Genomic DNA, 26,584 nt, shown 5'->3' with positions numbered 1-26,584 from the left:
TAATCATTCCGCTGTGTGTTTAAAAATTAATCATGAATGTTTCATTTCATTATTTGTTTTACAGATTTATATCTATTTCTAATCCTTAATAAATCTAACCAAAGTTTTAAGAAATAAGTCATTTTTACTTTGCTGTCATCAGTATCAATCCAAGAATTTAGAGATTCTTCTTTACAGATTATTTTCATATTTTGTTTTCCATAAAGAACAATTAACCGATGAAAAATTTCAACATCAAACAGCCATTTAGAAATAAATTTCTCCTTAAAAAGAGGGGCTGTAATTTCATTTTTAAAAACTTTGCAACCACATTGCGTATCATAAACTGCTAAATCTAATTGTATAGAAATTAAGGTTGCAATAAATCGTCCAACTAAAAAACGATATTTTTTTCGTTCTATATTTGTATCTATTTTTGATACTCTAGAACCAAAGGCAAAGATAGTTTCCTCTTTAATTTGTTGGCTAATTCTATAACATTCTTCTAATGAGGTTGATAAATCCGCATCTAAATATGCAATATTTTTAAAAGAAAAGTTTTTATTTGCAAATAATATTCCTTGTCTAACGGCTTCTGCTTTTCCTTGGTTTTTTTCTAAAGAGAGTAGTGTGCTGTTTTCTAAAAAAGAAGCGTTAAATTGTTGTATAACAACATTTGTGTTATCCGAAGAACCATCATTAACGAAACAGATAAGTACCTGTTTGTGTTTTTTTAAAAATAGATTGAATTCATGAAATTTTAAGCGCTTGCCTTCATTATAACAGGGAATTACAATACATAATTCAAAAATTTTGTGCGTTTTATTCATCTAACAAATCAGGCCTTATTTCTTCTGTTCTTTTATAAGCTTGGTCACTTCTCCAATCTTCAATTTTAGGAAAATTACCCGATAATAGAATGTCAGGAACTTTATTTCCTTCATAATCCGAAGGTCTTGTATACACCGGCGGAGATAATAAATTATCTTGAAAAGAATCTGTCAATGCAGATTGCTCATCACCAATTACACCAGGAATTAAACGAATTACAGCGTCTACTAAAACAGCGGCAGCTAATTCACCACCCGTTAAAACATAGTCTCCAATTGAAATTTCTTTGGTGATAAATAATTCTCTAATTCTATGATCTACGCCTTTATAATGACCTGTTAAAATAAGTATATTTTTTTTTAAAGAAAGCGTATTTGCCGTTCCTTGATTTAATGTTTTGGCATCTGGGGTCATGTAAATAACTTCGTCATAAACACGTTCAGATTGTAGTTTTTTAATGCAATTCGCTATCGGTTCTATCATCATTACCATACCTGCGCCACCACCAAATTGGGTGTCATCAATTTGTTTGTAATTGCCTAAACCATAAGTTCTTAAATCATGAACTTTAATTTCTGCCAAACCTTTTTCTTTGGCACGTTTTATAATCGAATGATTAAAAGGACTTTCTAACAAATTAGGTGCTACGGAAATAATGTCTATTCGCATGTTGTAAATGTATGTTTTTTAACGGTTCTTTAGTGACCCTTTTTAGTTGATTTTGCTAACTTACAATGATTTATTTTAATTGAGTTCACAAGTTTTATTGTAAAAATGAATTTTTACGGTTTAAAATAAATGAAATTTCTAAAGTAACCATTTCTTTAATTTAGCTGTTATTTTCGGATTACTCAACAAATCTAAATGATTATTTTCATAAGCAATCCAAGTATTTTCCTCTTTAAAAGATAAGTTTTTATCAGGGTTTTTATGTTGACCTAATGCACTTTTTACATCAACTAAATTATCTCCTAATATTTTTGAGGATGCAGAAGATTTTTTTTCTCCTATAATTGCTGCGATGCTATAAAATTCAATTTCTTTCGGTAACTGAATATTTTGTCTTTGGTCTCTTTTTAGCTCAAAGCGATCATTATTTTGCCAATCTTCATCTACAAGATTGCCATATCGTAAATCAGTTACACCAGCACTTCGTATTTTTCCTAATCTAGCTAAAGGTTTTGTATACGGAACCGTTTCTAAAATAATATCTAAATAATTGCCTGCTTTTTCAATCTGTGATCCGTGATGAGGAGTTCCTAAAAAAACTACTTTTTTCAGCAGATTAGTCCAGTTTTTTTGTTCTTGTTGTCCATAATATATAGCACTTCTCGCAATTAAACCACCCATACTATGCGCTATAATAATAAGCTCTTCAACAGGAACAGGCCAATTTTTTAATAGTTCTTCTAAAGAAGTATTTAAATTTTGACCGTTGGCAGAAATATGTTTGCCCGAATTGTAATGCAAGTAAACAGGTGTTTTTTCTAACTCTTTGGATAAAATTTTTTCATGATTATGATTTTTTCGCGTCCATTGAATGTCACTCATGCAAGATCCATGTATCATCAAAAGAATTTTACCATTAATATTTGAGTAAGTAGCTTTCAAATCCTCAGAACAAACCTTTAATGCTTTTGATTGAAACCGAAATTGCATTTCTATTTTTAATGGATTTTCTTGATCCTCTAAATAATCACCAATAACACCATTTAAAGCAGAAAGTATGATTTCTTTTTTATCAGAAGTTTTTAAATTACCAATGGTAGGGGTTAATTGTCCAAGTATTTTATGTAGATTTTTACCCACGAATAACGTACTCCATCGGATGTTTTTATAAGTGATAGTAGCAATACTGGTAATTAAGTTTTGAATGGGTGTAGACGGTAAAAATGGAGGATGTACAATTTTTTTGTGCATAGCTTCCACCACATCTGTAACACCCAAAGTAGCATCTATAATTAAATTGGTAAGACCTTGAACTTCTAAATCCTTTTTTGCTTTTTTAGACATGATTATCTACTTTTTTAAAAATGAACTTTTGAAGATTTCATTTTTGATAAATACAATTTTTAGAATTCTTTAAAATTACTAAAAAAATATAGATTTTTCTAAATCTACATATACTATTTAGTCGTACAATTTTATGAAGTTTCGGTACGATATGTTTAGAAATCAGGTATGATAGGTTAATCAGTAATACTTACATGAAAGAGAGCGTCTCCTTTGTTTACAATCGGGGTTTTATTAATGCAAAAAATATGACAGTTAAAAGGTGCATATATTTTCTTTTTAAACTCGCCAAAAGGATCTTGAATAACCCCTAAAATCTCTCTTTTTTTTACAAAAGAACCATTTTTAGCCATTATTTTAAACATGCCAGAATCTGAAGCTCTTAACCATTTCGATTTATAAACAAAAACAGGTACTGCTTTCACTGTAATTTCTCCTTCGATTAAACCAAGTCGAATTAAAATATTTTTAGTTCCGTTTACACCCTCATTAATGATAGTAGGATTCAATTCATTAGATTTTCCTCCTTCAAAAAGTAACACGGTTTTCCCCATTTTATGCAAAGTTTCTCTTAACGATTTTGTGATATTTTCAGAGAAAACAATCATCGGCGGGTTAAAAACCTTAGCTAGTTCTAGCGCTTTTTCATCATCTTTACTGCATCTTATTTGTGCAATATTGTCGCGCTCACCGCCACCTGTATGAAAATCGATTACATAATCTACTAAAGGAGCAATTTCTTTTGTAAATTGATAGGCAAATTGGCTTGCTAAAGAACCATTAATAGTTCCTGGAAACATTCGGTTTAAATCACGACCATCAGGAAATTCTCTAGTTTGTATTAAATACCCAAAAATATTAAAAACAGGAATACAAATAATAGTTCCTTTTTTGGGTTTGTTTAATTTTAGATTGATAATTTCTCTAACAATACCAACTCCATTTGTTTCGTCTCCATGAATTCCCGATAGTAGTAAAACTACAGGACCAGGATTTTGAGATCGCTCTATAATTACAGGAACATTCACGGTAGTTCTTGTATGTAATTTAGCGATTTTTAAATCTATTACAGTACGTTTTCCTTCCGGAATTACTTTTCCTAAAAGTATAAAAGGTTTATTCGACATTTAATTCTAAATAACGTATGATTTCTTTCGCAATATTTTTACCAGTTGCTACTTCTATACCCTCTAAACCAGGAGAAGAATTTACTTCTAAAACTAAAGGTCCTTTAGAAGATTGCAGCATATCTACACCTGCAACACCTAACCCCATTGCTTTCGTAGCTTTTAAGGCAGTTCTTTCCTCGTCATCGGTTAATTCTATGATAGATGCGTTTCCTCCTCTGTGTAAATTAGATCTAAATTCACCCTCTTTACCTTGTCTTTTCATCGCACCAATCACTTTGCCATCAACTACAAAAACTCTAATATCTGCTCCGCCAGCTTCTTTGATAAACTCTTGTGCTATAACTCTAGCACCTAAGCCATTAAAAGCTTCTAAAACCGAAGTTGCTGCATTTTGAGTTTCTGCTAAAACAACTCCTAAACCTTGGGTTCCTTCTAATAACTTTAGGACAAGAGGAGTGCCTCCAACAGAATCTATTACGTGTTCTACATCTTTTGTATAATTTGTAAAAACTGTTTTTGGCAAACCAACACCAGCTCTTGCTAAAATTTGTAAACTACTCAATTTATCTCGAGATCTTACCAGACCAATAGAAGAAACAGCTGTAAAAACCTTCATCATTTCAAATTGGCGAATTACTGCTGTACCATAAAAAGTTACAGAAGCACCAATTCTAGGAATAATAGCATCAATATTTTCTAAATATTCACCTTTATAATATATTTTAGGAGCTTTCTTCTCAATTTCAATATTACATTTTAAGTGATCTACTACAAAAACCTCATGTTTTCTCTTTTGAGCGGCTTCAACCAACCTTCTTGTTGAGTATAACTTTGGGTTTCTTGATAGAATTACAATTCTCATATTTTATTATATTTTATTTTGTGGGATAAATTTTTCTTTACAGTATCTATGATAAATTTTTTATTTAAAAATTTTCTTCCCAAAAGTATGGGGAATTTCATGTCTTTACGTTCGCTTAATGTTAAATAAATAGGAAAATTTTTATTAAAAATGATGATTTTTGTATGAATACGAAAGCGCATTTCAGAAATTCCATTTGAACTTTTTACTAATTTAGAGGTGTAATCCTCTGAAATAAATTCTTTATTATTGTACAATATATGCTCTGGATCTAAAAGTGTAAATTTAAGTACTTTTTTTCCATCCAATTCAATTTCTTTAATATTTGAGCAATGTATAGAAGATGTATAAGCACCTGAATCTATTTTAAGGTCGATGTCTTCTAAAAAAAATTCAGGAAAATCAGCTTTATCTTCTCGGCCAATAGTAATTTTCATGCAGTTGTTTTAAGGTATAAGCTGTAAAGTTATAGATTGTTACTGAATTGGCATTGCAATTCTTCTATAAATTTAAAATAGCAGCTTCTGCACACCGTTCTCCATCCATGGCAGCAGAAACAATACCACCTGCATATCCGCCACCTTCTCCGCAAGGAAACAACCCTTTTATTTCTATATGCTCTAAATTTTCTTTTCTTGGGATATTTACGGGTGATGATGTTCTAGATTCTACCCCAACAATATTGGCCTCATTGGTATAATAACCATGCATTTTTTGTCCGAAAGCCACAAAACCTTTTCGCAATCTACTTCCTATTATTTTTGGTAAAAGCGAATGTAAAGGAGCCGAATTTAATCCAGGTTGATATGAAGTATCATTTAATTCTGGTGAGAGTTTTCCATCAACAAAATCTACCAACCGCTGTGCTGGGGCTGTTTGTGTTCTTCCGCCTGCAAAGAAAGCAATTTTCTCTAAATCTTTTTGAAATTCTAATCCTTTTAAAGCGCCAAATTTCTCGTATTTTTTAAAATCTTTATCAATATCTAATTCTACAACAATTCCTGAATTGGCAAACTTATTATTTCTTCTAGAAGGCGACATTCCGTTGACCACAACTTCTCCGTTTGCAGTGGCTGCCGGAACAATAAATCCGCCTGGACACATACAGAAAGAATACACACCTCTGTTATTTACTTGATGCACTAAACTATACGCCGCAGCGGGTAAAAGTTCATCTCTTTTTCCAGAACAATGGTATTGAATTTGATCTATGATTTCTTGCGGATGTTCCACTCGAACACCCATTGCGAAAGATTTGGCTTTAAGAGCAATATCTTTTTTATGCAATAATTCGTAAATATCTCTAGCCGAATGACCCGTTGCCAAAATAACAGCATTTACAGTCATTTCTTTGCCATTTTGAAGTTGAATAGCTTGTAGTTTGTTGTTATTCACCACAAAATCGATTACTTTAGTTTCGAAATGTATTTCACCTCCAAATTTTAAAATAGTTTCACGAATGTTTTGTATTATTTTGGGTAATTTATTGGTGCCAATATGCGGATGCGCATCTACTAGAATTTGAGAGGTTGCACCTTGAAAAACAAGATTTTCAAAAATTCTGCGAACATCACCACGTTTTAAACTTCTTGTATAGAGTTTTCCATCAGAATAAGTGCCTGCACCTCCTTCACCAAAACAATAGTTAGAATCTTCGTTTACAATTTGATCTTGATTGATGGCTTTTAAATCTCTTCGTCTGTCTTGAACATTCTTTCCGCGTTCTAAAACAATCGGTTTATACCCTAGTTCAATGCATCGCAAAGCGGCGTACATTCCTGCCGGACCAAAACCAATAATATGAATTTCTTTGGCGTTAGAAACGTCTTGGTATTCAAAAATATAATCAGGTTTTTCAGGAACTTCTTCGTTGATATAAACCGCAACTTTGTAGTTAAAAATGATGTCTTTTTTACGAGCATCAATAGATTTACGGAGAACTTTTACAGCAGAAATTTTATTTTTATCAATCCCTAATTGTTTAGAAGCCTTATATAAGAGGTTATTTTCTTGGCGCTCCTCAATTAAATTTACGCGTAATTGTATTTCTTTTATCATCTATAAAATTGATAGCTTATAAAGCATCAAGTTTGTTTAAAATCATTTTGTATTCGGTAATACTTTCTTTTATAACAGGAATAATAGCACTCAGTTTTTGCTTAATAATTGCTTCATCTTCATTATTCTGTGCTAGTTTTTCAAGGATAGCCACTTCTTCTAAACAGCTAACTCCCATTAAACCTAATGACGATTTTAAAAAATGACAAATACCTCTAACTGCTTCATAATCTAAATCAGTAAGGCTTTTTTCTAAAGTTTCTAATCTTGGAATTGTATCCGATAAATACACATTAATTAATTGAATGAGCATATCTTTATCCGAAGCAAAAAAACTTTTTATAGAGGTTAAGTCTACAACATCACTTTTTAAAATTGATTCAATTTCCATATTACTTTGCTTGTTTTGCGAGGCTAATTCTGTTTTTAAATAAAATACAAATATAAATAAAAACTATTACTAAGCTTTTACTTATATTTTATTAAGTTTGTTTAAAATAATTTGTTTTTTAGAAAACTATTTGGTGTGAAAAATAAAAATAAAATTGTGCTTGCAGAAGATAATTCTGTTTTATCTCTCCTTTTAAAATCACGTTTAGAAAAAGAGGGTTTTAAAATGCTGATGGCTAAAAACGGAAAAGAGGCTATAGAATTTATTGAAAATGAAAATCCTGACCTTATTTTAACGGATATTATGATGGATTATATGACGGGTTTAGAAGTGGTTAGTCATGTAAGAAATCAGTTAAATAGTAAAACACCAATATTGGTTTTTTCTTCATCCGGACAAGAAGATATGGTCTTAAGGGCATTTAATTTAGGAGCCAACGATTTTATGTGTAAACCCTTAAGTTTAAGTGAACTTTTAATTAGAGTAAAAAGAATGCTGCTGTAAATTAATTGTTCATTATTTTTGGTTTTATGATGTTTCCCATAGTAGAGAAGTTAATCTGGACGCTAGTTGTACTATTAATTATTATCATCGTGTTTTTAGTTATCTTTCTAAAAGTAGTACGAAATCATACACGGAAAATCGTGAAAAAGAACTTGAAACATACAGAATTCGTAGAAAAGTTGCTTATTGAATTTTTATACGCAGATGAAGAAGGTGTAAAATTTAGCAGTGAGCAAAAAAAGATCTTAAAGAAGTTTAAAAAAGGGCTACCAAGTAAAAGAAAAAGAAAAATAATGACTGCCACTTTTTTTGATTTAAGGCAAGAAGTTTCGGGAGAAATGGTGGTTACAATGCAAAAATTAGTCTACAAGCTAGGTTTATTAGAGTATGCTGTTAAAAAGTTAAAAAGTAAAAAATGGTACTTGGTACTTGGTAGTTGAAGGTATTCGAGATTTAAGGCAATTTAAAGTTACGAAAGTAGCACCTTTAATAAAAAAATTTATCAACCATAAAAGAGAAGAAGTTAGGCGAGAGGCGCACCTTTATTTCTTAGAACTATTTGAATTGGAAGGATTAAATTTTTTAGATGATTTAAAATTGCCTTTATCAGAATGGGATCAAATACAATTATTAGGTGAAATAAAAAAAATTGAAGATCGTAAAATAAAGGACATTTCAAAATGGTTAAAATCTGAAAATGAATATGTTGTACTATTTGTGTTAACTCTTGTTAAACATTTTAATCTTTTAGACACGAAAGAAATTATGTTATCACTATTAAACCATGCGAACCTGGAGATAAAGTTGAAAACAATCGAAACATTAACATATTTTGAGATTGTTGAAGCTAAAGAAATACTGAAAAATAGATATAGCGATTTAACGATAAAAGAAAAATTAGCTTTTTTTAATTTATTAGAAAAAACAGCAACAAAAAAAGATACTTTATTTGCTGTGAGTCATATAGACAATGATCACTTTGAGATTAGATACAAGGCGCTCTGTATTTTGAAAAAAATAGATGTCAATTTATATGACAAATTAGAAAAAAAATCAGAAGATGAAGCTCACAATAAAATAATTCATTTTATAGATTATAGTTATGGGGTTTGATGAAATCTTAAGAATTGTTTTAAATAAAGACAAGGAACGAAAAACAGATTGGATCGCCTATGTTAAAAATGAACAGTACGCAGAAAAATATTTTAAATCGTTAGAATTAGTGCAAAAAGCATTACTAGTTTTCCCTGGTGATGCCGATCTTTTGCAACTAAAAGCAAAAGCAGAACTAAATTCTAATAATAGTCAAGAAGCCTTAATTACAATGAAACAGGCTGTAAAATTGCATCCTGATAATGAAGAAGTTTTAAATTATAAAAATTCTTTAGAGAGCGATTTAAGTTTCAATACCTTAAGTATAGATTATTCTTTAGAAGTGTATCAGAATAAAGATCGAGATCATATGCACTATACAACTGTGCAATATGCTAGGCAAACTAAATACGGAAGTATCAATGCAAAAATAAATTATACAAATAGATTTTTAACCGATAATTATCAATTAGAAATAGATTTATATCCTAGAATCGTAAAAGGTTTGTATGCATACGTTAGTGGAGGTTGGTCTCAAAGTCCGTTAAACCCTAGTGCTAGATATGGAGCAGAATTGTTTAAATCTTTACCAAAAAGTTTTGAAGCTTCGTTAGGCTTTAGATGGTTAAAATTTTCTACAGAAACTACTATTTACACAGGTTCTTTAGGTTGGTATACAGGCAATAGTTATTGGGCGTTAAGATCTTATGTAACTCCAGGTTTTCCTGGTACGAGTGCCTCTGGTAGGTTATTTATAGAAAGTATAGAAGTGATGCCCAAAACTATTTAAATGTAGAAATTGGTTATGGAGCATCACCAGCAGTAGACCGCTTCGTTCCTAATTCTGATGGCATAGAAATTAAAGACTCAGAAATTTTTAGATTAGATTCTCAAAGTATTAATTTCGGGTATTTTTTAACATCAAAAAGTAAAAAGAATATTTGGGGATTTACAACGGGGGGTTTTAGAGAAGAAAAACCCTTTGCAAAAGGAGAATATTTTGTATTCGGATCTTTTGGCGTTTCTTATGGTGTTCGGTTTAAATAGGTGTAATTATCACTTGTAAAACTGTAAGAATTATGAGCACATTGATATCCATGTTTTTTTAAGGATGATGGTTTAAAATTAATATTGAAATTGTATTTTTGAACCATGAAATATAGGCAACTTACCAAAGAACAATTTGAGAATTTACACAAAGAATTTGCACTGTTTTTAGCAAGTCAAAAAATAGATGTAACCGAATGGAATCAGATAAAAAAAGAACAGCCCAATGTGGCAGAAGAAGAGATGAACCTATTTTCTGATGTTGTTTGGGAGGATGTAATGTCTAAAACGAACTATGTAGAACATTTTTCTGAAACAACGGTTAATTTGTTTAAGTGTGATGCAGAAGAAATTCATAGAATTGCGATTAAAGTAAATTGGGATATCAATTTACTAGATCAAAAAGGATTTGAGTGGTTGATGAAAAATCCTATGGATAATTCAGTAGATATTTTTAAAGGTTCAAAACCTTATCATTTAGAAAGAAATCAAGAAGTTTTTGATTTAATTGAAAAGGGAGGCGGCATCTCAAAAGGTGAAATTTTTGACTATTTTAGTCAATTGGTTGGGTAATGTTTTTTAACTTATAGAAATAGAAAAAACGGTTCATCGATACTTTTTGGTATATTAACGAACCATTTTATCTTTTAAACAGGTTCTAATAAAAATTAAGTTATTTTAAACTTACTTTGCTTTGTATTTTTATTTATTTAATTCTTTACAGTAATAATGGAGAAAATTTTGAAGGTTTTATTGGTTGAAGACAATTTAATAGAGATAATGAAAATGAAAAGAACCATTTCATTATTAAAGCTAAAACATACCATACATGAAGCCAAAAACGGTGAAGAAGCTTTGCAATTTTTAGAGGATAAAGCTAATATTCCAGATATTATTCTTCTTGATTTAAATATGCCTAAAATAAATGGAATAGAGTTTCTTAAAATTTTGAAGGCTAATGATGATTTAAAACATATTCCTACCATAATTTTAACAACATCTAACAATCAAAAAGATTTATTAGAATGTTATAAAACAGGGATGTCTGGTTATGTTTTAAAGCCTTTAAAGTACGAAGATTATGTAAAAAAAATTGAAACTGTTTTAGCATATTGGAGTTCAAATGAATTAAGAAAATTATAATATGAAAGGAATTGTATTTACCGAATTTTTAGATTTAGTTGAAGATAAATTTGGTTTAGAAACGGTAGATAAAATTATTACAGAATCTCAATTAGATTCTGGCGGTATTTATACATCTGTGGGTACTTACAGTTTCTCTGAAATGTTACAATTACTTCAAAGTTTAAGTAAACATACCAGTGTTTCTATCGATAATTTATTGTTGGTTTATGGTGAGCATTTTTTTTCAATCATAGAAACAAGTTATCCAGGTTTACTAGCAACTTATAAAGATCCTATAGAAATGCTTTCATCTATTGAAAATCATATTCATATAGAGGTTAGAAAAATATATCCAGATGCCGAATTGCCTACTTTTATTGTAGAAAAAAAAGATGAAAAATCTTTAACAATGCTATACAAATCTAGCAGAGCCATGCATCATTTTGGATTGGGTTTAATGAATAAAACATTTGAGCATTTTAATGCCACAGCAACGATAGCTCTTCATAAAATAAATGAAGATGGCACTGAAGTTAGATTCGTCATTAATAAAAATTAGTGAGTTAAGAAAATATTGTTTTACCACAATTCGATTTAACAAAAAACTGGTAAAAATAATTTAAAACAATTTTTCTAGAAAACACTAAAATTTAAAATTAGAAGAGGTTTTAGTAATCTGAATCTCGGTTTCATTTAGTTAGAAGTAAATTTATTTGTATCACGTTTCAAAACAAACCTATTTATTCCTGAAAATTTTTTCGGAACTACTTTAAAAAAGCTCCTGCTTTTAAATGGTGATGAGACTAAAGTTAGTCAATTATTTTAATAATTTAGTTAGCAAAAGGGTACAATTATTTAAGAAAAAAGGCAATTTAAAATTTGTTACGTTTTAATGAGCTTTTAGTTAAAAATTTGTAAATTTACAATTATAGAGATTTTTTTATGTGAAAAATCTAAATATTTACATGGAACCGTCTACTACCCTCAAGAAATAAACAATGAAAACTGTTCAATTAAAGAAAAATAAACATAATAGCATAGAATATGTATCAGAAAAACAAAACTTAAAGGCTCCTTTAGTTCTGATTTTTGGGGATAGATATATGTTGCAAGACAAAAATGTTTTTGATGAAATAAGAGCAGTTTTTAAAGACGGTCATCTTGTTTTTGGATCAACTGCTGGAGATATTACCTCAGAATCTGTAGATGAGGAGTCTATTACAATAACCGCAATTGAATTTGAAAAAAGTTATTTTACTATAAAAAAATCGAATGTTTTAGATGCTGGAAATCAAATTGATAGCTTTACTGTTGGTAGGCAATTAATAGAACAATTTCCAGAAGAAGGCTTAAAATATGTTTTTGTAGTTTCTGAAGGTAGCTTTATAAATGGAAGTCAACTCGCTTTGGGAATGAACGCTGCAACTAAAAATAATCTTTTAATTACTGGGGGCTTGTGTGGGGATTCAGAAAGATTTGAGAAAACTTTTTCTTCTTACAATGAACTTCCTAAAGAAGGAGAAATTGTAGCTGTAGGTTTATATGGAGATCATTTAGAAGTTTCTTTTGCATCCAACGGAGGTTGGATTCCTTTTGGTCCAGAACGATTAATTACCAAATCTAAAGACAATATTTTGTATGAATTAGACGGTAAACCTGCTCTAGATTTATATAAAAAATATTTAGGCGATAAATCTAAAGAATTACCAGGAGCAGCATTGTTGTTTCCTTTAAATGTAAAATTTTCTGATAAAAATAAATCAATTGTAAGAACAATTTTAACGATTGATGAAAAAGAAAACTCGATGATTTTAGCAGGTGATATTGTAGAAGGTTCTTATGTGCAGCTGATGATGACGAATGTAGATAACATTATAAGTGCGGCAGAAATTGGAGCAGTGCAGGCATTAGAGCATAGAAATAATAAGCCAGAATTAGCAATTTTAGTAAGTTGTATTGGTAGAAAATTAGTTCTAGATCAAAGAGTAGAGGAAGAGGTAGAGGAAGTAATAGAGGTTATTGGTAAAGAAACTACAGTTTGTGGATTCTATTCCTATGGAGAAATTGCCCCTTTTAATAGTGAAATGAACTGCCAATTGCACAACCAAACAATGGCAATTACTCTAATTAGCGAATAATGAACTCTTTATTAAAAAGACAATTAAGAAAATATTTGCCAAAAGAGCTACAAGCTAATAAGGATTTAGATCTTTTTTTAAATGCTGTAGATAAATCTTATACCAACTCAGAAGATCAGTTTATATTATTACAAAGAGCAGCATCTATTAGTTCTGAAGAACTTTACGAATCTAATAAACAGTTAAAACAAGAGTCGAAATCGCAAAAAGAAATAATTTCTAAATTAAATAATGTTGTAAATACGTTAAAGTTTTATGATTTAGATGAAGCAAAAAATTTAGAAAATTTAGATTCTTTGGCATTAGCAGGTTTTATTGACGATAAAACAAAAGATATTCTTGAAATTAATAAACAAAAAGATAGATTAGTCGCTAGCTTAGAGCGTCAAAATCAGGAATTAAATGATTACACACACATGGTTTCTCATGATTTAAAAACACCACTACAAAGTATAGATGCTTTAACTAGTTGGATGAAAGCAGATTATGAAAATGAATTGGGGGGAGACGGAAGAAATATTATCAATTTAATTAGAGAGAATGTAGAGAAAATGGATACCGTAATTCGTGGTATTTTACAGTATTCAACAATTGGTAAAACAGAAAAAGAGCGTTACAAAGTAGACTTGAATAGTTTAGTAGCTGGTCTAATCTTAAAAATTAACAACCCAAATGATGTTAAAATTTTAAAATTAGATAAATTTCCAACCATTTATGGAGATAAGCATAGGTTAGAGTTACTTTTTTATCATTTAATTGAAAATGCTGTAAAATTTAATGACAAAGGAGAAAAAGGTTTCGTAGAAATTAAATGTTATGAAGAACCTAATTTTTGGAAATTTTCAATTAAAGATAACGGAAAAGGAATTGAAAAAAATTATTTTGATAAAATTTTTATGGCTTTTCAAAAATTGGAAGACGACTTTAAATCTGCAGGAATAGGTTTGTCAATTGTTCAAAAAATTGTGGAAGCTTATGAAGGTGAAATTTCTATAAAATCAACCTTAAATATTGAAACAACTTTTACATTTACCTTAAAAAAATAAGACCAACGGTTTAAATTTTTTTGAATACTAAAGGATTAACTCCTTCTTAATCTAAATTTACAGGAATGCTTTTGCTTACAATAGTTCTAAATGCTATTTTGCGTTTTAAAAAAGATCTTTTTTAGTGTTGTCCGATTAAAATTAACTAAAGTGTTTTTTAAGTATTGATAGTCTTGATTTTTAAGAGTTTTTAAAGTAGTACATCTTACTATTAAAACCGCTTTAGAATTTATGATGTATCGAAAAATTTAAAATCGTAATGATATTGTTTTTCAGTTAGTTACATTCAAGTCTTTGTTCTTGATTCTAACAGCGAAAGCGGTCTTTTTATCTTTTATCGGACAACAATGGATCTTTTTATAAAATAAATGCAATAGTGAATCATCATAATTTAAAATCAAATACTCTTCGGAAGGTCTTAAAGCAATAAGCGAAGTAGCTCAGTAGTTCCAGAGCTTGCCACATTTTTAATAATGGTTAAATTTTCAAAATTATTTTCAGAAACCGCCGGTTTAGGATCAATAAAATAAATCGGAATATTAGGTTGTGTATAATGTATCAAGCTCGCAGCAGGATATACTTGCATTGACGTTCCGATAATGATCAAAACATCCGCTTTTTGAACAATTTCAGCTGCTTTGTTTAACATCGGCACCATTTCACCAAACCACACAATATGAGGCCTTAATTGGCTTTTTTTATGACATAAATCGCCTAAAAATAAATCTTTTCTCCAATCTAAAATCAGGTTTTCATCAATAGAACTTCTAACTTTAAGAAGCTCTCCATGCAAATGGATTACTTTAGAGCTTCCGGCTCGTTCGTGCAAATCATCTATATTTTGGGTAATTATTTCAACATCAAAATCGGTTTCTAAATCCACTAAATTATAATGCGCTTTATTGGGTAAAACCTCGAGCAATTGTTTTCTGCGTTGATTGTAAAAATCTAAAACTAATTGAGGATTTCTAGCAAAACCCTCAGGACTCGCAACTTTAGTAACGTCATGACCTTCCCACAAACCATTGCTACCTCTAAAAGTATTGATGCCGCTCTCAGCGGAAATTCCTGCACCAGTTAACACAACAAGTTTTTTCATCTATTTTATAGTTTTTAGGATGTGAGGCTTACAAGATTTAATTTTAAAATTTTGAAGAATATACAACCAAATATTTTTAGATATTTCGAAAATATAATAAATAAATGATAAGTTTGTAAATATGATTGATAAAAACCTATTAAATTATTTTGAAGGCTATTTAACAGAGAAACGAAAAGAAACCTTTAAAAATGTTTTAGAGAATAGAACCAAGCATTTTACTTTAGTTTTAGAAGATATTTATCAGCCTCATAATGCAAGTGCAGTGGTTAGAACTTGTGATATTTTTGGAATACAAGATGTACATGTTATTGAAAATAAATATGTAAATAGAGTCTCCAGACACGTTGCAAAAGGTGCCCAAAAATGGATTACTTCTACGCGCTACAATTCAGATGGTAACAATACAGCATCATGTATCCATGCTTTAAAGAAAAATGGCTATCAAATTATAGCAACAACGCCACACAATGATTCTTGCTTTTTACAAGATTTTGATATCCATAAAAAAACGGCATTTATTTTAGGAGCAGAAGCAGAGGGTGTTTCGGAAACTGTAAAAAACCAAGCCGATGGATTTCTAAAGATACCGATGGTTGGTTTTACAGAAAGCTTAAATATCTCAGTTGCGGCAGCGATTATTCTTCAAGAGGTAACAACAAAGTTAAGAGGCTCCAATATAGATTGGCAATTATCAGCACAAGAAAAGGAGATTTTATATTTTGATTGGTTAAAAAAAACAATTAAAAATGTTGATAAAATTGAGGACTTGTATTATCGTAATCTAAAGGAGTGAGTTTTTTACAAAATGAATTAGAAGTTTCAGGAGCTTATTGATCGTTGAGATCTATTCAATCTAAAAACTAGTCTACCATTACTTTCTCAATAGTGGATGTAGAGTCGCAACGCTTAACATACAAATGAACATTTTTTAACGCGTCTTTACCTGTAACGTAGTATTCTGCGCAGGGTTTTTCTCTAGGTTTCCCTTTTCCGAAATCAACATCACCCAAATATAAAATAGTAGAAACTTTGGTGGTATCTATATTATATTTTTCCATCGATTTTTTAGCTTCAGCAGAAAATACTCGTTTTCTAATTCTGATCGTTTTTAAGGTTCTGGCATCCGGTCCGTAATCGAAAGTTGCATTTTTTTTCTGCCAAAAGAAATAGACACCTACGGCACCTAATGAAAAACCTACTAAATAATACCCTATTCTTTTAAGAAGCATTTTAAAATTTTGAATTGCAAATTTATGGAAATTGAGTTGTTTCTTGCTGTTTAATGAGAACTTATTTTAAAGAGTTTGTAAAGTTAAATTTTATTATTACTTGAATCTAGTTTAAAAAAAATCAAACAAAATTTTTATACTACAAGTTCTGATCCCAAACGCTTTTTGTATTTGAGTTATCTCTTTATACGATTAATAAGTTAATATCTCTAAAAGGTAAATCAAACCAATCTGCAACCGTTCTATTCGTTAAGATTCCGTGATAAAAATACATGCCGTTTCGTAAGCTTTTATCAAAACGTGCAGCATTTTCAAAACCACCTTCTGCGGCGATATCTAATAAATAAGGTGTAAAAATATTACTGATAGAAACGGAAGCTGTTCTAGCATATCTCGAAGGAATATTCGGCACACAATAATGAATAACACCATGTTTTACAAAGGTTGGGGAGTTATGAGAAGTAACATTAGAGGTTTCAAAACAACCACCTCTATCGATACTAACATCCACGATAACAGCACCTTCTTTCATCTGCTCAATCATCGTTTCTGTTACCACAATAGGAGATCTGTTTTTTCCTCTAATGGCACCGATAGCAACATCGCAGCGCATTATTGCTTTTGCTATTGATTTTGGTTGCACTGTAGAGGTATAAATTGGTCCGGGCAAATACCTTTGTAAATTTCTTAATTTAGTAATTGAGTTATCAAAAACTTTCACTCTAGCGCCAAAACCTAAAGCAGTTTTGGCGGCAAACTCTCCAACAGTTCCTGCTCCAAAAATAACAACACTTGTTGGCGGCACGCCACCAATATTTCCGAATAACAAACCGTTTCCTTTATTTACGCCACTCATCAACTCACCAGCAATTAAGATAGATGCCGTACCAGCAATTTCACTCAAAGATTTTACAATAGGGTAGGTGTCCTGGTCATCCTTAATGTAATCGAAAGCCACCGCTGTAATTCTTTTTTTAGCTAAACTTTCAAAGTATTTTTTAGATTGTGTTTTTAGCTGAAGCGATGAAATTAAAATTGTTTGCGGGTTTAGATAGCTAATTTCTTCTTCAGTTGGTGGCGCAACTTTTAAAACAATGTTGCATTTAAATGCTTCCTCTGAATCGTACGAAATTTTTGCACCAGCTTCGGAATATTCTTTATCTGTAAAATTAGCACCATCACCAGCACCAGTTTCGATAACGATTCTGTGTCCGTTTGCAGAAAGCGCTGTAACGGCATCTGGCGTTAAGCAAATACGTTTTTCACCCGTGTAAGTTTCTTTAGGGATCCCGATAAATAATTCACCTTTTCTCTTTTTAATTTCCAGCATTTCGGTTTGCGGTAGTAGTTCTTCTTTACTAAAAGGAGAAAATTGACTCATAAATTATAGTTTATGTTATTGTATTAGTTGAATATTGCGGTTTCCATCTTCTAAAATACTTAAATGAATTTCTACAGCACCTAAAGGTAATAAATTTTCTATATTTTCTGGCCATTCAATCAAGCACCAAGCATCATTGTCAAAATATTCTTCAATCCCCATGTCTAAAGCCTCTTCTTCCTGCGTAATTCTATAAAAATCGAAATGAAAAATTTTACTATTTTTTGATGTTTGATATTCGTTGACCAAAGAAAATGTAGGCGACGAGATGGTATCTGTAACCTTCAATTGTTTGCAAATTTCTTTGATGAGTGTGGTTTTGCCAACACCCATCTGGCCGTAAAAAAGCAGTGTTTTATTTTTTGCTGCTGAAATAATTTCAGAAGAAATTTTAGAAAGCTCTTTTAGAGAATAGTTTTTATTCATGTTGCAAAAATAATAAAGATATATTATTAAATAATTCACTAATTCTCATTAAAAAAGATTCAGTTACAAAACTATGATGAAACAAATATTTTTGAAAAAATACCTACAAGTAGGTATTTTATTGCTTTTATATGTGAACTATATTGCAAAATTAGATAATTATAATAAAATATTATGAAAACAAAATTAATTTTATTTTTTACATTTTTAAGCCTTGCTATAAACGCACAAGTATCACAAGCAGAAAGACAAGCTTTAATCGATTTTTACAATGCCACAAATGGCGATAACTGGACCAATAATACCAATTGGAATACAGACCCAAACTCAACTTCTGATGTTTCTACTTGGTTTGGGGTAACTACTTATAATGTTGATGGTCAAAAACATGTTGCTAGACTATTTTTGAATAGTAATAACCTAGTTGGTGGTTTACCAGATTTTAAAAATTTAACCAAATTATTACGTTTAGAAATCGCAAATAATAGTATATCTGGTGAGATTGATGTCAATAAATTACCATCAACACTGCAAGTTTTACAATTATCTACGAATGATATTTCAGGTAATATTCCAGATTTAACTTCTTTTAGTGATTTATTGCATATACAACTAACTCGAAATAAATTTGTAGGAAATGTTTCTGAAAGTCTATTTCCTTTGTCAACACAAACTATTTCAATTGGATATAACAATATTTCAGGAACATTAGATTTTAGTTCTTTTCCTGATATGAGAACTATAATTACTTCAGAATCTAATATTAGCTTTCTAAAACTTCCTAGTAATGGTATTATTTCATCAGTAATGAATTCAAATACTTCTTTTGGTGTAAAAGATATGCCAAACTTGGCATTTATAGAAGTACCAAATGTATCTAGTTTTACAAATTTGAGGAGTAGTTCATTTGATTTGGGTTTAAAAATAGTAGCTTACGACCAAGCAGATAAAACAGCAACACCAAATACTAAAGAAAGAGAGGCATTAAAAAAACTGTACGAAAATAAATCTTACACGTATGCAAGTACTATAAAATCTGGAGTAAATGATACAGAATGGTTAGAGGTTGAAGTTATTAATGGAGAAACTAGAATTACAGAAATTCATACCACAAGTTTAGCAATAAATGGACCAATGCCAACAGAAATTGGTGTTTTTACAGAGTTAACTCATTTACATATACCCAATTCTGGAATTAATACCATCGCTACAGAACTAAAAAATGCAACAAAATTAGAAGAATTGTATTTGAATAATAATTCGATTACTGCCATACCAAATGATTTTTACGATTTAGTAAAACTAAAAATACTAAACATTAATAACAATCAAATACCTTCAATAGCCGCTGGATTAGGTAATTTTTTAGATTTAGAACAATTATATTTTAGCAATACTCAAGTAGATTTAATACCCACAACTATTGGTAATTTAAAAAAGTTACAAACTTTAGAATTTGCAAGTACAAGAATATCTTTATTGCCTCCTCAAATTGGTGGTTTGGTTGAGTTGACAAGATTGGTTGCAGCTCCTAATAATATTGCAAGTATACCCAGTGAGTTTGGACAATTAACCAAATTACAATTTTTAGATTTTGCCAATTGTGAGTTATCAAATACGCCGGCCGCTTTTGCAAATTTGACCAATTTAGAAACCTTGTTTTTAAATGATAACGAATTACAAGTAGTTGCCGGTTTAGGTGGTTTTACAAAACTAAAATTCTTACGGTTACACAATAACAGATTAGGAGAAGATAACCCTAATTTTAATACTGATTTACCGGAAGATATGAGTGATTTGGTAGATTTGGAAGAGTTGACTTTGTATAATAATCAATTAAAAAAGTTGCCTACTAATATTGGGAATTTGAATAAGTTGACTTCTTTACAACTAAACAATAATAGATTAACATCTATTCCTTTGACAATCAATGGATTAACCAATTTGTTAGAATTAAGGTTACAGGGAAATAATTTAACTAGTTTACCGACAACTATAGGCGGTTTATCGAGTTTGCAAAAGCTATATTTATCACAAAGTAATTCTAATAATAAAATTACAGGTTTACCAGATGAGATTGGTGATTTGGGGGCATTAAAGGAACTGTATCTTGAGAACATGCGTTCCTATGAGAATAGCCAATATGTTTACCACTTAACGAGTTTACCAACAACCATGAATAAGTTGTTAAATTTAGAAGTTATGGAGGCATCGAATAGTGGAATAGGTGGTTTAGTAGATTTAACCAATTTAACCAAGCTAAAAAGATTACAATTAAATAATAATAAAATAGCAGACCTAAAAATAGATGCCCCAGTTGCTAATTTTAATGCACGTTCTAGTGTTACCTATCATTTCAATATTAGTAGTAATCCATTTATCAGTTGTGTAGAAGTACCAACAGCACAAGTGAGTAATTGGGATACAAGGTATGCGCAAAGACCACAAATAGCGGACAATGGCATTGCCTTTAGTGATAGTTGTGCTGGATTTAGAGTTCCGCAAACAGAGAGAGAGGCATTAATTGCTTTTTATATAGCAACTAACGGAGGGGATAAAATTGATGCAGCAACAGGAGTCACTTGGGTTGGAACCAATTGGAGCACAGATGCTGCAGAATTAACGAATGTTGGTTCTTGGCAAGGTGTTACAACAGAAATTATCAACGGGCAAAAACATGTAACAAAGATTGAGTTAACTTATTACATAAACGTATCAGGAAATATTCCAAAAGAAATTGCAGCTTTAACAGAATTAACGAGACTAGATTTATCAAATGGAAGTATAGAGACTATAGCAACAGAGATAGGTAACTTAGGTAAGTTACAATATTTAAATTTATCAAATAATAACATAGAGATTTTACCAACAGGAATTGGGAATTTTGCAAGTTTGATAGAGTTAAATTTAAGCTATCAATATAAAGATAGATTAGGTAACTTTAATTATGTTAGGCCTTTAACAAGTTTACCAGATGAGATAGGTAATATAGCGACTTTAGAGAAGTTAGATTTAAGTTATAATGGCTTAACGAGCTTACCATCAGGAATCGGAAATTTTGCAAATTTAAAAGAGTTAAGAATCACTTATCAAGAGACAAGACCAGGAAATGTTCACATATTAACTTTAACTAATTTGCCTGATGAAATAGGAAATATAGCTAGTCTTGAAAAATTATATCTGAATTATAATGCATTAACAGAAATTCCCTCAACAATAAATGGTTTAACGAGTTTAATTGAGTTACGATTAGAGGCAAATAATTTAACGGAATTACCTACAACAATAGGTGGTTTAACGAGTTTAGAAAAATTGTATTTATCACAAAGTAGTTCTAATAATAAAATTACAAGTTTACCAGATGAGATTGGAAATTTAAGTAATTTGAAAGAGTTGTATATAGAGAATATGCAAATAAGAGATGCAACTACAGGAGGTGTTCTTACTTATACGTTGAGAAGTTTACCAACAACAATGAATAAGTTATTAAATTTAGAAGTCTTAGAAGCTTCGTATAGTGGCATAGAAGGTTTAGTAGATTTAACGAACTTAACTAAGTTAACAAGATTACAATTAAATAATAATAAAATCACAGACTTAAGAATAGATGCCCCAGTTTCTAATTTTAGTACCAGTAGTCCATCATACCATTTTAATATAAGTAGCAATCCATTTATCAGTTGTGTAGAAGTACCTATAGCAGAAGTAAGTAATTGGGATACAAGGTATGCGCAAAGACCACAAATAGCGGACAATGGCATTGCCTTTAGTGATAGTTGTGCTGGATTTAGAGTTCCGCAAACAGAGAGAGAGGCATTAATTGCTTTTTATATAGCAACTAACGGAGGGGATAAAATTGATGCAGCAACAGGAGTCACTTGGGTTGGAACCAATTGGAGCACAGATGCTGCAGAATTAACGAATGTTGGTTCTTGGCAAGGTGTTACAACAGAAATTATCAACGGGCAAAAACATGTAACAAAGATTGAGTTAACTTATTACATAAACGTATCAGGAAATATTCCAAAAGAAATTGCAGCTTTAACAGAATTAACGAGACTAGATTTATCAAATGGAAGTATAGAGACTATAGCAACAGAGATAGGTAACTTAGGTAAGTTACAATATTTAAATTTATCAAATAATAACATAGAGATTTTACCAACAGGAATTGGGAATTTTGCAAGTTTGATAGAGTTAAATTTAAGCTATCAATATAAAGATAGATTAGGTAACTTTAATTATGTTAGGCCTTTAACAAGTTTACCAGATGAGATAGGTAATATAGCGACTTTAGAGAAGTTAGATTTAAGTTATAATGGCTTAACGAGCTTACCATCAGGAATCGGAAATTTTGCAAATTTAAAAGAGTTAAGAATCACTTATCAAGAGACAAGACCAGGAAATGTTCACATATTAACTTTAACTAATTTGCCTGATGAAATAGGAAATATAGCTAGTCTTGAAAAATTATATCTGAATTATAATGCATTAACAGAAATTCCCTCAACAATAAATGGTTTAACGAGTTTAATTGAGTTACGATTAGAGGCAAATAATTTAACGGAATTACCTACAACAATAGGTGGTTTAACGAGTTTAGAAAAATTGTATTTATCACAAAGTAGTTCTAATAATAAAATTACAAGTTTACCAGATGAGATTGGAAATTTAAGTAATTTGAAAGAGTTGTATATAGAGAATATGCAAATAAGAGATGCAACTACAGGAGGTGTTCTTACTTATACGTTGAGAAGTTTACCAACAACAATGAATAAGTTATTAAATTTAGAAGTCTTAGAAGCTTCGTATAGTGGCATAGAAGGTTTAGTAGATTTAACGAACTTAACTAAGTTAACAAGATTACAATTAAATAATAATAAAATCACAGACTTAAGAATAGATGCCCCAGTTTCTAATTTTAGTACCAGTAGTCCATCATACCATTTTAATATAAGTAGCAATCCATTTATCAGTTGTGTAGAAGTACCTATAGCAGAAGTAAGTAATTGGGATACAAGGTATGCGCAAAGACCACAAACAGCGGACAATGGGATTGCCTTTAGTGATAGTTGTACCGGATTTAGAGTTCCGCAAACAGAGAGAGAGGCATTAATTGCTTTTTATATAGCAACTAACGGAGGGGATAAAATAGATGCAGCAACAGGAGTCACTTGGGTTGGAACCAATTGGAGCACAGATGCTGCAGAATTAACGAATGTTGGTTCTTGGCAAGGTGTTACAACAGAAATTATCAACGGGCAAAAACATGTAACAAAGATTGAGTTAACTTATTACATAAACGTATCAGGAAATATTCCAAAAGAAATTGCAGCTTTAACAGAATTAACGAGACTAGATTTATTAAATGGAAGTATAGAGACTATAGCAACAGAGATAGGGAATTTAAGTAAGTTACAGTATTTAAATCTATCTAACAATCGTTTAAAGAGTTTACCAGCAGGAATTGGAAATTTCACAAGTTTGGTAGAGTTAAATTTAAGTTCTCAATTAGAGATTATAAATTCAGTTCAATATACAGCCACCTTAACAAGTTTACCAAATGAAATAGGAAATATAGCAACATTAGAGAAACTAAATTTAAGTTATAATGGCTTAGAGAGTTTACCATCAGGAATTGGAAACTTCGCCAACTTAAAAGAACTTAATGTTTCTTATCAAAGAACAAGGCCAGTAGGATCTCAACTAACTTATACTTTAACAAGTTTACCTGATGAAATTGGAAATATTACTAGTTTGGAGAAATTACAATTACAGTATAATAATTTAAGAAGCTTACCTCTAACGATTACTAATTTAGAAAATTTAGAAAATTTAAATATTGAATTCAATGAAATAAGTAACTCTTTAGATTTAAGTAACTCAGAAGTTTTGAGAGATTTTAGAGCACGATATAATAATATTTCAGAATTGAAAATTGCTGTATCTCCAACTATTTTTGGAACAAATGTTAATCCTACTGCAAATAGATTACGCTTAAATAGAAATGCATTAGGTTGTATAGAAGTTCCAACAGATGAATTAGTAGCTTGGCAATTATCCAATTACCAAGAAGAAGGAGGTGTTATCGACAACGGCGTAGTTTATTCAGACAATTGTAGTGCAGTTACAAATAATTCTATTCCAGATGCAGAAAGAGAAGCATTAATCGCCTTATACAATAGTACAAAAGGTGCTAATTGGAGCAATGATTTATCTAGTGGTTATACTGGAGTTACTTGGGTAGCAGATGCCACACAAAAAAGAAATGTTGGGGCTTGGTTTGGGGTTACTACAGGAATAATTAATGGGCAAAAACACGTAACCAAAGTGGAGTTAAATTCTAATCAATTAGATGGTACAATTCCTTCTGTAATTAAAAATTTAACGCAATTAAAAGGTATAAGCGTACGTAATAATAATTTAATAAGTATTGATATAAGTAAAAACACAAATTTAGAGATATTACAGATATCTAATAATGGACTTACAGTACTAGATGTTAGTAACAATACGAAATTACAAGATTTGGATTGTAGAAATAATAATTTAACGTGTATTAGAGTTTTTGATATTGATTTTGCAACTACTAATTTTCAGAAAGATGCATCGGCGAGTTTTAATTTAGTATGCGGTGTTAACACTGCAATTGTAAGTGGCATGTGGAGTGATCCCGCCAATTGGTCAGGTGGTATTGTACCCACATCAACAGACAATGTATTTATTCCATCAGGTACAACTTTACAAATTGGTGCTGATATTTCAGAAATAAATTCGTTGGAAAATGAAGGAACAATTATTATCAATTCAACGTTTTCTTTAAAGTCGAAGACTAATATGGTAAACAATGGTACTATCATTATGAATTCTGATAACGAAGATAGTTCTGTATTATTTGTTGTAGGCACTGCTACGGGAGATGTTAAATATTCACGTGGAGGTTTAAAAGCAAACTTATGGAGTTTGGTTACACCACCAGTATCTGGTCAAAATATTAAAGAATTTGCATTAAATACAGATAATGATATTCGTGTAAATGCGGCTGTGAGTCCAGGTAGATATGCCATAGGGTATTATGATGATAGTCAGGAAGCAGGTCAAAAATGGAACTATTATACAGAAGATTTAGATGCAGGTTTAACATTTACATCAGGAGAAAGCTATGCACTTTCTAGAAGTACAGATGGTTCGGTTAGTTTTACGGGTACCTTAACAACCACTAATAACGTTAAAACATTAAAACCGGGAGAGTGGAATGCCATTGGAAACCCTTTTACAACCTATTATCCAGCAAATAAAAATGGTGCTAGCAGTTTTATAAATGATAATTATGATATTCTAGAGGATGAATTTAAAGGTTTATACATTTGGAATAGCACACAAAATAAATATGTTGTTGTTAGTGAGTTAGATATTCAAAATCGTTCATTTACACCAGGACAAGGATTTTTTATAAAAGTAAAAGCCGATCAGAATTCCATTGAATTTAAGGAAGCAAAACGTAGTTTAAAACCAACAACAGGCGATAATACATTTAGCAAGGAAGTGCATCAATATATAAAATTATCAGCCAATAATGGTGCTCATACGGTAACAACAGATATCAAGTTTTTTAGCCATGCAACAAAAGGTTTTGACATTGGTTTAGATCTAGGGAACTTTAGTACATCTTCTTTTGATTTTTATTCTCATTTAGTAGATGAAAGTAATACAAACAAGTATGCAATTCAATCTATTAATTTAGAGGATAAAGAAGAAGTTATCATTCCGATTACTGTACTTTCAAATAAAGCCGAAGTTCAACTTTCATCACTTCATGAAAACTTACCAGAAAATATAGTTTTACTGCTTGAAGACAGAGAAAATGATGTTTTTACAGATATCACGAATACAACCAGTACTTATAAAATATCTTTTGATGATGCCATAAACACTCAAAAAACATTGTACTTGCATATTGGTTATTCTAAAGCATTAAGTACTGATGATTCAATAGTTGATAAAATTCAAATGTACGCAGCGAATAATACTTTATATGTACAGGGCTTAAATGATAAAGCAGCAGCTATAGAATTGTACAATGTTTTAGGACAAGGAGTCTTTAAACTAGCATCCACTAAAGATCAGAAAATCGATTTACCAGCGAGTTTAAAAGCAGGTATTTATACCGTTAAATTGATTTCAGAGAATAAAACAATATCCAAAAAAATAGTAATTAAATAAGAAAACC

Annotated in this window: 23 protein-coding genes; 11 read left to right on the top strand and 12 right to left on the bottom strand. The window is 30.6% G+C overall.

The genetic code is table 11. The annotated features are described in order from the left end of the window. Positions 1 to 41: 41 nt before the first annotated feature. The 8 genes from K8354_RS07520 to K8354_RS07485 form a co-directional block, all read right to left on the bottom strand. Positions 42 to 809, bottom strand: a complete 768-nt coding sequence (locus K8354_RS07520; RefSeq protein ID WP_223446900.1) for a glycosyltransferase — start codon at positions 807 to 809, stop codon at positions 42 to 44. Beyond that, positions 802 to 1,479 carry a tRNA (guanosine(37)-N1)-methyltransferase TrmD gene (trmD, locus tag K8354_RS07515; protein ID WP_223446898.1) on the bottom strand — a complete coding sequence of 226 codons (678 nt, stop codon included), beginning with the start codon at positions 1,477 to 1,479 and terminating at the stop codon, positions 802 to 804. The genes K8354_RS07520 and trmD overlap by 8 nt, the downstream gene beginning before the upstream one ends. A gap of 138 nt (positions 1,480 to 1,617) precedes the next feature. Continuing rightward, positions 1,618 to 2,823, bottom strand: a complete 1,206-nt coding sequence (locus K8354_RS07510) for a PGAP1-like alpha/beta domain-containing protein (protein WP_223446896.1) — start codon at positions 2,821 to 2,823, stop codon at positions 1,618 to 1,620. Between the two features lie 176 nt (positions 2,824 to 2,999). Then, positions 3,000 to 3,950, bottom strand: coding sequence for a succinylglutamate desuccinylase/aspartoacylase family protein (locus tag K8354_RS07505; RefSeq protein ID WP_223446894.1), 951 nt, complete (start codon positions 3,948 to 3,950; stop codon positions 3,000 to 3,002). Further along, positions 3,940 to 4,815 (bottom strand): 30S ribosomal protein S6--L-glutamate ligase, encoded by an 876-nt coding sequence (rimK, locus tag K8354_RS07500; protein ID WP_223446892.1) that lies wholly within the window; start codon positions 4,813 to 4,815, stop codon positions 3,940 to 3,942. The genes K8354_RS07505 and rimK overlap by 11 nt, the downstream gene beginning before the upstream one ends. Next, positions 4,812 to 5,252 (bottom strand): ATP-dependent zinc protease family protein, encoded by a 441-nt coding sequence (locus tag K8354_RS07495; RefSeq protein ID WP_223446890.1) that lies wholly within the window; start codon positions 5,250 to 5,252, stop codon positions 4,812 to 4,814. The genes rimK and K8354_RS07495 overlap by 4 nt, the downstream gene beginning before the upstream one ends. Before the next feature lie 64 nt (positions 5,253 to 5,316). After that, positions 5,317 to 6,873 carry an NAD(P)/FAD-dependent oxidoreductase gene (locus tag K8354_RS07490; protein ID WP_223446888.1) on the bottom strand — a complete coding sequence of 519 codons (1,557 nt, stop codon included), beginning with the start codon at positions 6,871 to 6,873 and terminating at the stop codon, positions 5,317 to 5,319. A 16-nt stretch (positions 6,874 to 6,889) separates the two neighbouring features. Continuing rightward, entirely contained in the window at positions 6,890 to 7,264 is a 375-nt protein-coding gene (locus tag K8354_RS07485) for an Hpt domain-containing protein (RefSeq protein ID WP_223446886.1), read from the bottom strand. A gap of 135 nt (positions 7,265 to 7,399) precedes the next feature. Here K8354_RS07485 and K8354_RS07480 point away from each other — a divergent pair, with 135 nt between their 5' ends. The 9 genes from K8354_RS07480 (at position 7,400) to K8354_RS07440 (ending at position 14,216) form a co-directional block, all read left to right on the top strand. After that, entirely contained in the window at positions 7,400 to 7,768 is a 369-nt protein-coding gene (locus tag K8354_RS07480; RefSeq protein ID WP_223446884.1) for a response regulator transcription factor, read from the top strand. 140 nt (positions 7,769 to 7,908) lie between these two features. Beyond that, positions 7,909 to 8,208, top strand: a complete 300-nt coding sequence (locus K8354_RS07475) for a hypothetical protein (RefSeq protein WP_223446882.1) — start codon at positions 7,909 to 7,911, stop codon at positions 8,206 to 8,208. After that, on the top strand, positions 8,198 to 8,881 hold the full coding sequence (locus tag K8354_RS07470; RefSeq protein ID WP_223446880.1) for a hypothetical protein: 684 nt from the start codon (positions 8,198 to 8,200) through the stop codon (positions 8,879 to 8,881). Before K8354_RS07475 ends, K8354_RS07470 begins: the two co-directional genes overlap by 11 nt. Continuing rightward, positions 8,871 to 9,650, top strand: a complete 780-nt coding sequence (locus tag K8354_RS07465; protein ID WP_223446878.1) for a YaiO family outer membrane beta-barrel protein — start codon at positions 8,871 to 8,873, stop codon at positions 9,648 to 9,650. Before K8354_RS07470 ends, K8354_RS07465 begins: the two co-directional genes overlap by 11 nt. A gap of 362 nt (positions 9,651 to 10,012) precedes the next feature. After that, a complete protein-coding gene (locus K8354_RS07460) occupies positions 10,013 to 10,480 on the top strand; it encodes a DUF6495 family protein (RefSeq protein WP_223446876.1) in 468 nt (155 codons plus the stop codon). Positions 10,481 to 10,636: 156 nt separating this feature from the next. Continuing rightward, positions 10,637 to 11,050: a response regulator gene (locus tag K8354_RS07455; protein ID WP_223446874.1), complete on the top strand. Its 414-nt coding sequence runs from the start codon at positions 10,637 to 10,639 to the stop codon at positions 11,048 to 11,050. Between the two features lies 1 nt (position 11,051). Then, positions 11,052 to 11,591: a heme NO-binding domain-containing protein gene (locus K8354_RS07450; RefSeq protein ID WP_223446872.1), complete on the top strand. Its 540-nt coding sequence runs from the start codon at positions 11,052 to 11,054 to the stop codon at positions 11,589 to 11,591. 439 nt (positions 11,592 to 12,030) lie between these two features. Beyond that, the gene (locus K8354_RS07445; RefSeq protein WP_223446870.1) at positions 12,031 to 13,170 is read left to right on the top strand and encodes an FIST signal transduction protein; all 1,140 of its coding nucleotides are present in this window, start codon (positions 12,031 to 12,033) and stop codon (positions 13,168 to 13,170) included. Continuing rightward, the gene (locus K8354_RS07440; protein WP_223446868.1) at positions 13,170 to 14,216 is read left to right on the top strand and encodes a sensor histidine kinase; all 1,047 of its coding nucleotides are present in this window, start codon (positions 13,170 to 13,172) and stop codon (positions 14,214 to 14,216) included. Before K8354_RS07445 ends, K8354_RS07440 begins: the two co-directional genes overlap by 1 nt. A 418-nt stretch (positions 14,217 to 14,634) precedes the next feature. Here K8354_RS07440 and K8354_RS07435 read toward each other — a convergent pair whose 3' ends face one another. Then, entirely contained in the window at positions 14,635 to 15,315 is a 681-nt protein-coding gene (locus K8354_RS07435) for an SIR2 family NAD-dependent protein deacylase (RefSeq protein WP_223446866.1), read from the bottom strand. 121 nt (positions 15,316 to 15,436) lie between these two features. Here K8354_RS07435 and K8354_RS07430 point away from each other — a divergent pair, with 121 nt between their 5' ends. Then, entirely contained in the window at positions 15,437 to 16,111 is a 675-nt protein-coding gene (locus tag K8354_RS07430) for a TrmH family RNA methyltransferase (protein WP_223446864.1), read from the top strand. A gap of 67 nt (positions 16,112 to 16,178) precedes the next feature. On the opposite strand, the gene K8354_RS07425 is transcribed toward K8354_RS07430, so the two are convergent. The 3 genes from K8354_RS07425 to tsaE form a co-directional block, all read right to left on the bottom strand. Continuing rightward, complete coding sequence (locus K8354_RS07425; RefSeq protein WP_223446862.1) at positions 16,179 to 16,547, bottom strand: DUF4258 domain-containing protein; 369 nt, start codon at positions 16,545 to 16,547, stop codon at positions 16,179 to 16,181. A gap of 184 nt (positions 16,548 to 16,731) precedes the next feature. Continuing rightward, positions 16,732 to 17,928 carry an alanine dehydrogenase gene (locus K8354_RS07420; protein ID WP_223446859.1) on the bottom strand — a complete coding sequence of 399 codons (1,197 nt, stop codon included), beginning with the start codon at positions 17,926 to 17,928 and terminating at the stop codon, positions 16,732 to 16,734. 15 nt (positions 17,929 to 17,943) lie between these two features. Further along, positions 17,944 to 18,354, bottom strand: coding sequence for a tRNA (adenosine(37)-N6)-threonylcarbamoyltransferase complex ATPase subunit type 1 TsaE (gene tsaE / locus K8354_RS07415; RefSeq protein WP_223446857.1), 411 nt, complete (start codon positions 18,352 to 18,354; stop codon positions 17,944 to 17,946). A 174-nt stretch (positions 18,355 to 18,528) separates the two neighbouring features. Here tsaE and K8354_RS07410 point away from each other — a divergent pair, with 174 nt between their 5' ends. Further along, a complete protein-coding gene (locus tag K8354_RS07410) occupies positions 18,529 to 26,577 on the top strand; it encodes a leucine-rich repeat domain-containing protein (protein ID WP_223446855.1) in 8,049 nt (2,682 codons plus the stop codon). Positions 26,578 to 26,584: the final 7 nt, after the last annotated feature.

This window comes from Polaribacter litorisediminis (genome assembly GCF_019968605.1).
Taxonomy (GTDB): Bacteria; Bacteroidota; Bacteroidia; order Flavobacteriales; family Flavobacteriaceae; genus Polaribacter; species Polaribacter litorisediminis.
The sequence above is the reverse complement of the archived record's forward strand: the minus strand, read 5'-3'. Positions and strand labels throughout refer to the sequence as shown.